Here is a 12,047-nt window from a genome sequence, read left to right as displayed (position 1 = left end):
CTGTTATTGATTCTCTGATGCAAAGGGAATGAATTTCTTTGGATTCTGTGGAAAAAGAAAATAGGGTAAAATTTCGGGGGTATACCCTACTTTTTTACCCTAAATATTTACCCAAATCAATACTGCTATTTTCCGGTATGGTTTTGATATGCGTTTATCCAGTTCTTTACATTAGTGTATTTTTCCTTTCCGACACTTCCTGAATACTCAGCTCCTATGTTATTCGTTTTTCCTATTATAACAAGGTAGTCGTAGAAAAAACAGTATTCTTTTGTCTTTTCACCTCTTGCGCTATTACCAAATATGTTTTTTTGAGATAAAGCATTGTATATGAAACTGAGCCGCTTTCCGATTAATGCATTTGGGGATAGGACATTTTTTTTCTCTTTGCTTAATTCGTAAGCTGTTATTGTATTCAATTCTTCATCGGTGTATGGCTCTGTATAGAAAGGATCCTCCTGGATTTCATAGACCGGGGCAATCCCTTCTTTATATTGAATTTTATCTTTGTACTCCCAGCCGAATTCGTATTGATAAAATCCGTCTGAGTTGGCTTCAAGTAAAGTGTTAGCCAACAGATAAATGTTATCCAGCAGAAGCTCGTCATCTAAGACGAACTTCTTAACAGTTCCTTTCACTTCTCCTTTTTCCGGATTACTCACCGTGCCGATTAGCTGTATACCATTTCCTGCACAACTTTTTAGGAACTTAATGAATAGAGCGATTTTTAGATTGTTACCGATAACTAAATCCTTCCAGTCATCTTTGCTTGTAAAAAGACTGAATAACATGAATGTTTTTTTGTCGTTGAGTATAGATGTATATCCGTATCTACTACATAAAACCTCAAATTCTACTTCTTGATTTTTCGTAAATGTCATATCTGTTTCTATATTATTGTTTAATTACTTTTTTGAGGAGATCTCTTAAAGTCTCCGAGTCAAGTCCTTGGAGCTGTTTTATTAGCTTAGCTTCATCAGTACTATTCGCTTCAAAAACCTGCTTCATCGTTGCGTCCTGGCTTGTCGTGTCAAACCTTGAAAGATAAGACTCGGTTATCTTTAGGCTTGAATGTCCCAGAGCCTTACTAATATCGTACACATTGGCTTTCTTCTGTCGGGCGATATTGGCAAACGAATGTCGGGCTGTGTGCATACTCACTTTCTTTGTGATTCCTGCCATGGTTGCCATTTTGTTTAGATACTTATTCAATAGGCTGTTTTTGCTATTGACTTGCTGCAGAAGGTGTTTCTTGACCTCGTACGGAAGCCGTTCTTTATCCTCCCAAGTGGCAGCCTTCGCAAAATTGGCATTGTTGTCTAATAGTGGAAACACATAATCAGATGTCCGATTTTGTAGGTCTACATATTTCGAAATAACTCCCAAGGCTTCAGGAAGTAGCAATAATTCTTTCGTAGTTGCTGTTTTGTCCATGCGGTAACTTATACGCCAATCACCGTTCTCGTGTATGATATTCGTTCCCCTTAATTGGATTAAGTCACCTGCTCGCATGCCAGCGCAATAAAAAGCCAACAAGAAACAATTTCGAGAATGCCATATCAAACTATTCTCTTCCAACTTCAATGCTTTCAGCAGTTCGATCTCCTCCCAGGTCAACTTCTCTTTGTTGGTATCAATTGTTTCGCACTCAAAGTCATCAAAGGGGTTGTTTTTTATTGATAACCCTTTTTCTCTTAGCTCTATTCGACCTTTGTTGTAGAGGCTTTTGAAATTGTCAAACTGTTTACTGATGGTGTTCTGGTGCAAAGTCAATTCGGAATTCTTCGTGTTCGGTATCTTTTTTAGATAGGTTTTGAACCTATTCAGGAAAGATAAAGTGATTTCACTAAAAAGCAGATCCTTTTTTAGTTTCTTGAGGTATTCTTCCAGGTCTTTCCCATTCCGGGGGATAGCAAGGATACTTTCGGGCCTTACTCCATTGATAAAGAATCTTAGCTTATTCAGGAGTGTGATATACTTTGTGTATGTTCGGTACTCTCCTGATTCATAAATGCTTTTTGAATATTCTTCTGCATAAGCTATAAAAGAGAACATTTCAGCTTCCGCATTTATCCTGCTCACTACTCTTTCAGAAGTTACTGTTCCGCTATTGGCAAGTTGTTCATAGGAGACTCTAGCCTTTTCAATAATATTAGATAGCTGATCATTCCACGCTTTGGAGTTCGGCTCTGAAGGTCTAACCCAGTTAGATCCTTTAGGGGTAGGGTTCCAATCAGATTTTCTATTTATCTCAATGCTCGTTTTTAGCTTTTTCCTTTTTCCGCTTACAGTCACACGGAGGAAAACGGCATACTTGCCATTCCTCGAGGGCTTGTCGTTTAACTCAAATCTGTAAGTTGCCATAATTTTCAAGTTTTATCTATGGCAAATATAGCGAGATATAAATTTACGGGCAAATTTACGGGCAATTATTTGTTATTCTATTATATTCAATTACCTTTGTATTGCTCTTTATTTATTTGTATATCACTGTATAATAGATTATTAACTATTAAATTGAGTATAACGAAAAGCAATATTATTAGTCCCGCTTCGAGTACAAAGCGAAACTGCAAGCGTTTGATTATTAAATGCTTGCAGTTTTTGTTTTGTCAAATTGCACCACTTTTGCGCCACAGAAATAACGCATTCTCAGCCNNCAGCCAACTAAAAATACAAAGTGACAAACTGACAACTCCTGTAGTATGAATAATGCAGGTTAGAATTTCATATCAGCAAGCCTGTTCCGCCTTGTTTGATAGAGCATCCGATATTGCCTTTTCACTTTCCCAGACAGGAAAGAGTTATCTATCAGTTCATCTATTAAGGGTAGCTTGGCTGTAAAAGTAACCAATTCCTTTTCAACTACTTTTTCCGGCAAATCTATCATCAAACCAAATTGCCTAAAGGTTTCCCCGTTAGCTTTTCCCCCTTTGAAATATTCGGGTCTGTCAATCTTAAACAGCCCTTTATCCAAAGCAAAGTCGGAATCATCCACATGAATCCTCGTATTTAATAAATCGTATGCAGGGGTGAGACGAAAGTCGTTATTCCCTATATCTATCACCGAAAAGTTTTTCAAATGGGCATCTCCGTTAGAAAAGAGGAAATTGAACAAAATTAAACGATAATATTTCAACAGTTCCACCCGCCAAGCCGGTAGATACTTCTTTATCAGTTCCGCTACTTCTTCATAACTATAGTTATATTTGAAATTGGCTCCGGCATTATCGGAGGTAATTCCTGCCAATGAAGCAAAATCTTCCACCTTGTATTTACTCCCATCGGGGGCAATGTCAAACCGTTTTGTTATATATGCGATTTCCCCACTTTGAAAAAAGGCTAAACCGTTGGTAGCTGTTTCCAACTTAAAAACCTGTTCGGCTATTTGCATGGTGAGGTTTTCGTTAGCGGCGCATTCCTGTGGATTTCTTATTTCCGCAGGTTTGGGCTTCAATATATACTTCCCCTGTTCTCCTTCTGGAGTTAGACGTAACTCTCCATCCTCGACAACCATTGAATATTTGCTTTGAACCCCGGATATGGAAATCCGCTTTTTGTTATCCATAAAGAGCTTTGCGTCATCTTCATTCTTTTCGATAGATTCATAGGGGAGTATATGGGAAACTTTTTGTTTATCAAAAACTCTTCTCAATGCCGGCGGACTATAAGTATGGTATCCGGCGGATAATGTGGAAGGACAAAACTTTATTTCTTTCATTTGGAAATTGGCTTAACGGTTATTGCCCCTGCTGTATCTTTTTGGGCAGTGGCTAATAAAATCCCAAAATGGTCTTCTTCATCAATGTGCAACAGTCTTGCTTGGGTCATTCTATTGCTTCCTTCCGACAACATATTAAAAAAGAACGGAAACAGATAATCGGAATGATATTCTTGCTGACTTTTCGGTAGGGTCAAACTAATAGCAGGTTTTGCCGAATCATTGAAATAATCATCATCATACCTGAACAGGTATTTTCTATCGGAAGTTTCAGTCAATTCTCCGGCTAATATGCCATTAAAATATATAGTCGCTTTCCTCATCATCGATGCTTTTACAAGTTGTTGGACTTAATTTTTACGTCTATCTCCAATCCGAGCGTATGTAATATATTCATCATTACTTTCAATGATGGATTGGCTTCGCCCCTTTCTATCTTTGTGAGTGTATTTATCCCCACTCCGGCTAAAGCGGCAAGCTCTCTTTGGGTGATAGAAAGAGCTTTCCGGCGCTCCTTGATGATATTTCCGACATTCTCCATAATCACAACATATTGGGATTTGGGAGCAAATGTAAGCGTATTATTTGATAAATCCAATTAAAATCACAGTATATCGTGATTTTAGAGACCGTTTGTATTTCAAGCAATAAGATTTTAGCTATAATCACAATAGATTGGGATTATAGGTATTGCTTATATCGGTATTCTTTAATCTTCGTATTCCATTATTTTTCTGATTGGCGCCAACAAACGTTCCAGCACATTCCTGTCTGCCAATATAATATCCGCCGTACCTTTCAGTTCACGCGAAGCGGGAAGCACCTTGTTATAATTAGTACGCAAACCTTCGGGCAGAGCAATCTCCACAATATACATTCCATCCTCCGTAGGAGCCGGAGAGATACTCTCCACACTTCCCTTCACATAACCGAATTCCTGGTCAGGATAGTTATTCATCCGGATGTGTACTTTCTGTCCTGCATATACTTTTCCCGAGCCTTGCAAGGGTAGCTTAGCTTTCCCTACCACTTTCGAATCTTCGGACGGACGAACTACAAACACCGTCTCTCCCGACTGTACATTCTGATTACGGCTCCAAACCGTCATAAAAGTTATCTTTCCGCAAACAGGGCTACAAAACAAGTAATTCTGCTCCCAGGAACTCAATTGCGCTTCAAGCTGTTCAACCGAATTCTTCAGCGCAATCCGTTGTTTCTGTTCCTCATCATAAGCCTGTTTGCCAATATCCAGCAGATTCTCTTTTTGCTGTTCCAATTGCATTTCCGCCTGCAACAAATTCATACTCGAAGTTTCCCGGGTGCGAAGACTCTGTAAGTAACGGCTACCCGATTCCTCAAATTCAGCCGCAATCATAGCATCACCTTGAAAAAGAATTGAATCGCGAGCATACATATTCCGGGCTAACTCCATCTCCTGTTCAGTGAGTGTACGCTCCCGTTCCACCAAGGTAAGATAAGAACGTTGCCCTTCCAACCTTTTCTCTCCCGCATCCAGTTTCTTCGCATAGTAATCCTGTTCAACAAAACGGATATAGTCCGAGAGGGAAATTATAAAAGAAGCGTATCCGGACTGTAATTCTCCCAATTGTATACGTTTACCAATAAAGTATTCCGTTCCTTTTTTCAAATCGTAACCAATGGCACGCCACTCCTTCATGCGGTTAACCAACCAAAGTACATCTTCCGTGGCGGAAGCACTCTTTATTACTCCCAAACGCTCACCGGCTTGCACTGTATCGCCATTACTCACATATAGCGTATCAATCTTGCCCGTTGAGCGTGCCAGTATAAACGCCGGCGGTTCCTCTGTAGTCAATGTAACCTCGGCCTGCAAAACATCCGGATACCTGAACACCCAACATCCTACCAGTAAAGCCAACAGAATCACAAACAGTACCGTTATTCCCCATCTCACCACCCAAGGCGAAATGTGATTCATCACCTCCTGCACTTCTCCGCTACGAAGTTCAATTTCTTTGTATTTCTTTTCTTCTTCCAAAATCTTAAGCTATTAATTCCAAAATCAATAGAAATTGTTTAACTTCCCAGTTCCAACTGATTCTTTACCAATTGATAATACAGTCCCTTCCGTTCAGTCAGTTCTTTATGCATTCCTTCTTCCGCAATACACCCTTTATCCAGTACCACTATCTTATCCGCATCCCTCACCGTACTCAGACGATGTGCCACTACCACCACCGTTTTCCCTTTATAAAACTCATGCAGATGTTCCATAATTTCTTTCTCATTATTCGCATCCAATGCATTGGTAGCTTCATCGAAGAAAAGAAACTCCGGATTCTTATAAACTGCACGGGCTATCAGCAAACGTTGCTTCTGCCCTTGACTGATACCATTTCCTTCCATACCGATTTTAGTGCTATACCCCAGTGGAAGAGAGTCTATGAAATCACGGATATTAGCAACCGTCACTGCATGACGCAGACGTTCAATATCTATCTGTTCTTCTCCAACTGCAATATTCTGCGCTATGGTTTCCGAAAAGATAAAACCATCCTGCATCACAGCTCCCGTTTTCGCCCGCCACAAATGTGGATTTATATTCTCCAATGGGGTATCACCTATTTTCACCGCTCCTTTATTGGGAACATAAAAGCCAAGCATCAGTTTTATCAATGTAGTTTTTCCGCTACCGCTTGCCCCTACAATGGCTGTAACTTTATGTTCGGGAACTACCAAAGACACTTTATCCAATACGTAATCCCTGTTTGCTCCATCGTAACTAAAACACAAGTTCTCTATCTTTAAATCTCGTTTATCAGGTAGAACTGACAATTTGGAAGTAATATTCTGCTCTTCATCCGGCTTTCCATGTACCTCATTCAAACGCTCCAGACTGATTTTAGCATCTTGGAATTGCTGTGCAAAGCCAATAAAAGAAGCAACCGGCGCACTGAGCTGGCCTATGATATAAGTAAGAGACATCATCATACCCAACGTCATTTGTCCCTCTACAACCGCTTTTGCTGCAATAAATGATATTACGATATTGGTGGTCTGATTAAAGAACACCGAACCAACCTGTTGCACCTGCCCAAGAGCCAAGCCTTTCACACTGATTTTGAAGAGTTTCACCTGAATTCGCTCCCACTGCCAACGCTTTTGCGTTTCACAATTATTCAGTTTTATCTCTTGCATGGCGGTCACCATCTGTATTAAACTGCTCTGCTCACCGGCAGCTTGCGCAAAACGGCGGATATCCAGTTCACGGCGATACTTCATAAAAGCAAGGATCCAAACTATATACAGACTATTACCCAAAAGAAAGATACCCAAGACCATCAAATTATAATAGGCCAGTACTATGGAAAAAATGAAGAAATTGACAAAAGAAAACAGAGTACTTATTGAAGAACCTGTCAGAAAGGTCTTTATACGGTCATGGTCGCCAATACGCTGTATGATGTCTCCCACCATTTTAGTATCAAAGAAGTGGAGCGGCAGTTTCATCAACTTTGCCAGAAAATCAGAAATCAGAGAGATGGAAATACGCGTATTTACATGCAGCAATATCCAACTACGGATAAATTCTACAGAAAGTTGTGAGACGGAAATTATAATCTGTGCAATCAAAATCAATGTAATAAAACCAAGATTTCCATTACTGATACCCACATCTACCAATGCCTGCGTCAAGAACGGCAATAAAAGTTGAAGAAAGCTCACCACTAACATGCCCAATATTAATTGAAGCAATTCTCTTCTATAAGGAGCCAGATAACGAAGAAAGAAACGCAGTTTTCTCTCTTTCAGTTCCGGTTCGCCCTCACTATTATAAAAATCAGGAGTGGTTTCTAAAGCAAGAACAGTTCCTTTTTCTTCTCCTTCAGATTTAGTAGCCAACCAACACCGTTTCAGTTCTTGTTCATTATAAGTAACCAACTGACTTCCCGGATCTGCTATTTTAAACCAATACTGTCCTCGTTTCTTCTTGATACCGTAACAAACTACAAAATGATTCTGATTCCAATGCAAAATACAAGGCAAAGGAACATCTTCCACTAATTGTTCAAAAGAAACGCACACTCCTGATGTCCTGAAACCAATGGATTCTGCCGCATCGCTGATACCCAACATGGAAACACCACTTCGGGAAATAAAAGCCCGGGCACGCAAAGTCTGCAAAGAATAGCTTTTACCATAATACAAGGCTATCATCCTCAAACAAGCCGGACCACAATCCATTGCGTCCAACTGACGACAATATGGAAAAGAAAAACGCATATTTTCTATAAAATTATTTATTCCGGCTGTATCTTGCAAAGATTGTTCTTATCCATCACTAACTCATAATTGGATATGGAAGGACACAGATCTTTATTAATACATTGCTTGCAAGGTGTTGCTTTACTCCGCACTCTAAGCCAGACATCCCGTTCCGTCAATTCTTTATATACAAGCTCCTTCAGGGAAGATTCTTGTATATTCCCAAGTGCAGGGCAATTTACATTCGCATAAACTTCTCCGGAAGGAAGGATTGTCAACTTGCCAAAAAAGTTATCATTCAAAACCTTATGCCTGAATATTGTCTTTCTATCAATAGGCACAGCGAGTATATCTTCCAAATCAGAGAAAACAAAATCATGGAAAAAGGCATAGTTGCTTCCGGTATAAAAAGGCCGGACTTGAACGGAAACATCCTCCGGTAAGTTCAAGTTATCCAGTTGTTCCATATCAGCTTCTGCAGATACGATCAAATTCCACCGTACTATATCATTGTGATATTTCTGCATGTTATCAATCAACCGACGATCCAAATCTTCCGGGTGAACCGATACTTCTAATATAGAGTTTGTTTGTTGTGCAAACTCTATGTATTCATCATTCAAGAAATTGTATTGCAAGTACAGATGCTTTTTGAAAGTAGATTTGGCAAAATCCAATGATAAGTTACGTACATAACTGTTTTGAAAAGGATTGCCTCCTGCCAGTAAATTCACTCGCTGGATACCGCATATTTGAAGTTGACGTAACAGACGGGTATAGTCTTCTATCTTCAACACACCTTCATGACAAACTGTACAGTGATTAATCTGCCGATAATAAGAAGAACATGCCGCACAATCCTGCATACATGACGAGGAAAAAAAGAGAGTCACTTCATGAAGATTCTCTATAACACCATTACCCAAAGATGTTTTTTGTTCTTCCTCTTTTACACGTATATCTGTATTCAGAAATAAGGTAGGCTGAAAAAGATACGGTTTCGATTGTTCGTTTCCATACTCTACACAATCACCGGAAAAAGAATTTCTTACAGATTCAACAAGATGCTTCACAGTATCATCCTTCAGCATCTGTTCGCTCAACAATGTACTATATCCATTCATAGCGTCCTTCCATTGTTCAATGACAGACTGCACAGCTGGGTACTCAGGACAAACCAAGTAAGCTCCATTTAAGGTGTTGTAAACCACTGTCCTGTAGTCTCCACACAGCAAAAAAGTATAGGGTTCTAAATAAAATAAATATTTCATAATATTCAATTCTTCAATTAATCTACTACAATGGATGACAAAAGCTTCTCATAATGAGCAGGGTTATTTTCAGCGTATGTTAAGAATCTCGCAAATTCTTTTTTCAGTTTGGTTTCAGTCTGTATGCCAGGGCACACCAATTGACCATCCTTTTCTTTCAACAGGAATAAGCATTGACCACAACTTCTCTTCAAATAACAATGGCGACAGCTCTTTACAACTTTCCCATACATTGAGCTATAATATTCAGCTACAGCAGCGCAATCAAAATCTAACTTCCCGTCTTTTAAATAACCAATAACATGTTCCTGCCCAATCCTTTCACAAGGTAGAATCTTTCCTCTAACAGTTTAGAACAATTTTCGCTCAAAAGGACGACATGTTCCAGTCGGAATATATCGGTCTTCCCAACAAGTATCAAACAAATCCAAATAGTTAGCATACCGATTACCAATATACCTCATCAACATGGAGTGATAGTTCACGGAATGACTGTCTTCCATAATAAAAGCTTCTTTCAAATCTTCATGTAGGAGTGCGGCATCAAAACTATTCACCCTATCATTAAACATTTTTGAAAACTCTTCACTCCGTTCCGGTATAAGACCAGTTATATTCAACTGCGCAATGCGAGGACTTTTACCAAATAATCCGTAAATGAAAGAATAGCACTCCTCCGCTGAATTCAAATTATGCAAAACAGAGTTGAAATTAACTCTTTTCTCAAAATAATCAGGATAAGTTTCTTTCAACTTCCTTACATTTTCTATTACACGCGAGAACGATGGCTTTCCATGCTTATCCACACGATAACCAGATTGATGTTCTCCACCGTCCAAACTGACAAGAAGATGAAAGTCTTTTTCTACCAAGTAATCCATATAGCGGTTCAGCAACATAGCATTAGTTGTTGTATTATAACTAAAAGTTAAATTGGACAACTTCAAACTCTCTACATAGTTTATTGTTTCTTTCACCAATTTCATGTTCAACAATGGTTCTCCACCATAAAATCCGATAGTTACCACATTCCCATGGGACGTATTGTAATCAGAACACCATAATGGGACTAAATAATCAATCAGAAGTTTCACATTATCAAAAGACTGATCATTGTTTTCCCGTTTATCATAGTTAGAGTAAAACTTACCATAACCACAATACTCGCATTCTAAATTACATCTATCCGTCACTTCTATCAGTAGTTGGCGTAAGCCTGCAATGTTTCGTTTCACCAATTCTTCAGGATAATTGGTCTGGAATACGGTCTCTCTTTTTTCAAAGAAACCGTGCTTTTCTAAAAAATGCAACTTGCGCACATAATAATCATCTTTATCAGTCGCCATCACATCTTTCCGCTCTATCAATGCTACCATCTTTTCCGGCACATAAAGAAAACAACGTAAAGCGTCCGAATATATATATCGATGTTGATGTCCAGTGGTTATTAAAAGGGATTTATCCATTTCTCTTTATTTTAGTGTTGCAATTATCAATATAGGATTAGCTTCTTCCTCCACATTCTCCAATGTACTGACAAATCTTTGTTTTTGAGCATCGTCTTTCACCTTAGAATCTTTTACCTCGTCAATGTTAATCCAATCGTCCGTACTACCCGGCTCAAGCACGTCTATCCAGTACTTGCCTTGCGAACGAAAATCTACATTGAAGGCTCCTCCACATAAGTCATTGTCCAAGACAAAATTATCAGCATCTTTCAAAGTATGAAAAATTCCATGTTGAGATGGCCTCTCCGTAATTTCAGATTTCAACCGTTTCACTCTTACACTTCCGTCCCGCCGGTCGTAACAATAAGTATAAATGTCTTCCCCTTTACTACCTAACAAATAGATAAAATATTTAGTTGGATAATAATGGCGTATACAGAAATAGTCAAGACTACTTCTTTCCCGCACAAAAGCATGTGTAGCCCCGTAATCACCTTTCTCTTCAGTAGTGAAGATAGCATATTGAGGCACCAGTTCATCATTAGCACTATTGTATTGATAAATCGTATCAGTATCCGGAAATTTAAGTGTCAATTGGTTATTATATGTATCTATGCTGGTAAAAGACTCCTTCCAATAGTTGACAAATTTAGAAAAATCAACTCTATGCTGCAGAATTTCTTCTTCTCGTCCTATATGCGCAGGATTTTTGAATGTTTTTTTCTTCTGATAGGTACTGTCGACCAAAGCAAAAGACCACATAGAATCTTTAGGCATGGGTTTATTAAGGAAAGCCAAGTTCTGCGCAAGAAAAAACTTATTATCATACAGGACACTTTGAATATATACAGTATTACACACATCATCCAAAGATCTTCGAGAAGCAATTCGTTTGAACTGTCCATTATAGCCATAAACCTTGAGACCGGCGGGAGTCGTTGTTTGCAGATATAGTTCTTTGCTATTATCATCTACAAAGAAATCATGAATTCTTATGTATTCTTCCGGTCCTTGCCCTATTTTACCTACTTTATTCAGAAACTTTCCGGTACGCGAAAAACGATAGATATAACTGTCTTTATATTGATGTACCCATATATCCTGATCTGTAACATGCAAATGGGAGATATCTCCCAACATGGATTCATCTGTCACCTCCAGCGGAATAACCTCTACTTTTGCAGCGGCATCACTCAAGAACAAAGAAGAGACCTTTGAAATGTCTCCTGAAAGATTTATTACAGACATACAATCCTGAATCTCATTCTGTACACTTTGTTTTTTATTAGAACTGCATCCTATTATTGATAAGATACCAATCAATAAGAAAAAGTTTCTCATAATCATTAAACTATTTAT

General features: G+C 38.7%; 11 protein-coding genes. 1 reads left to right on the top strand and 10 read right to left on the bottom strand.

What is annotated here, in order from left to right:
- Nucleotides 1–125 precede the first annotated feature (125 nt).
- The 8 genes from B2Z67_RS05670 to B2Z67_RS05635 form a co-directional block, all read right to left on the bottom strand.
- Nucleotides 126–881 (bottom strand): hypothetical protein, encoded by a 756-nt coding sequence (locus B2Z67_RS05670; RefSeq protein WP_291528847.1) that lies wholly within the window; start codon nt 879–881, stop codon nt 126–128.
- Nucleotides 882–894: 13 nt separating this feature from the next.
- Nucleotides 895–2,364: a site-specific integrase gene (locus B2Z67_RS05665; protein ID WP_291528846.1), complete on the bottom strand. Its 1,470-nt coding sequence runs from the start codon at nt 2,362–2,364 to the stop codon at nt 895–897.
- Between the two features lie 355 nt (nt 2,365–2,719).
- The gene (locus tag B2Z67_RS05660; RefSeq protein ID WP_291528845.1) at nt 2,720–3,721 is read right to left on the bottom strand and encodes a type II toxin-antitoxin system HipA family toxin; all 1,002 of its coding nucleotides are present in this window, start codon (nt 3,719–3,721) and stop codon (nt 2,720–2,722) included.
- Complete coding sequence (locus tag B2Z67_RS05655; protein WP_414630786.1) at nt 3,718–4,047, bottom strand: HipA N-terminal domain-containing protein; 330 nt, start codon at nt 4,045–4,047, stop codon at nt 3,718–3,720. The genes B2Z67_RS05660 and B2Z67_RS05655 overlap by 4 nt, the downstream gene beginning before the upstream one ends.
- Nucleotides 4,048–4,055: 8 nt before the next feature.
- Nucleotides 4,056–4,262 carry a helix-turn-helix domain-containing protein gene (locus tag B2Z67_RS05650; RefSeq protein ID WP_291528843.1) on the bottom strand — a complete coding sequence of 69 codons (207 nt, stop codon included), beginning with the start codon at nt 4,260–4,262 and terminating at the stop codon, nt 4,056–4,058.
- Nucleotides 4,263–4,430: 168 nt separating this feature from the next.
- Nucleotides 4,431–5,741: an HlyD family secretion protein gene (locus B2Z67_RS05645; RefSeq protein ID WP_291528842.1), complete on the bottom strand. Its 1,311-nt coding sequence runs from the start codon at nt 5,739–5,741 to the stop codon at nt 4,431–4,433.
- Between the two features lie 38 nt (nt 5,742–5,779).
- Nucleotides 5,780–7,987 carry a peptidase domain-containing ABC transporter gene (locus tag B2Z67_RS05640; RefSeq protein ID WP_291528841.1) on the bottom strand — a complete coding sequence of 736 codons (2,208 nt, stop codon included), beginning with the start codon at nt 7,985–7,987 and terminating at the stop codon, nt 5,780–5,782.
- Between the two features lie 17 nt (nt 7,988–8,004).
- Nucleotides 8,005–9,240, bottom strand: coding sequence for a TIGR04150 pseudo-rSAM protein (locus B2Z67_RS05635; RefSeq protein ID WP_291528840.1), 1,236 nt, complete (start codon nt 9,238–9,240; stop codon nt 8,005–8,007).
- A gap of 34 nt (nt 9,241–9,274) precedes the next feature.
- Between B2Z67_RS05635 and B2Z67_RS05630 the strand changes: the two genes are divergently transcribed.
- Complete coding sequence (locus B2Z67_RS05630; protein WP_291528839.1) at nt 9,275–9,541, top strand: hypothetical protein; 267 nt, start codon at nt 9,275–9,277, stop codon at nt 9,539–9,541.
- A 49-nt stretch (nt 9,542–9,590) separates the two neighbouring features.
- Here B2Z67_RS05630 and B2Z67_RS05625 read toward each other — a convergent pair whose 3' ends face one another.
- Both B2Z67_RS05625 and B2Z67_RS05620 read right to left on the bottom strand, forming a co-directional pair.
- Nucleotides 9,591–10,706 (bottom strand): radical SAM peptide maturase, encoded by a 1,116-nt coding sequence (locus tag B2Z67_RS05625; protein ID WP_291528838.1) that lies wholly within the window; start codon nt 10,704–10,706, stop codon nt 9,591–9,593.
- 6 nt (nt 10,707–10,712) lie between these two features.
- Nucleotides 10,713–12,029: a 6-bladed beta-propeller gene (locus tag B2Z67_RS05620; RefSeq protein ID WP_291528837.1), complete on the bottom strand. Its 1,317-nt coding sequence runs from the start codon at nt 12,027–12,029 to the stop codon at nt 10,713–10,715.
- Nucleotides 12,030–12,047 lie beyond the last annotated feature (18 nt).

The sequence above is a fragment of the Bacteroides sp. UBA939 genome, assembly GCF_002293435.1.
GTDB lineage: Bacteria > Bacteroidota > Bacteroidia > Bacteroidales > Bacteroidaceae > Bacteroides.
Note: the sequence above shows the minus strand (reverse complement) of the source record. Positions and strands in the feature narration are given on the sequence as shown.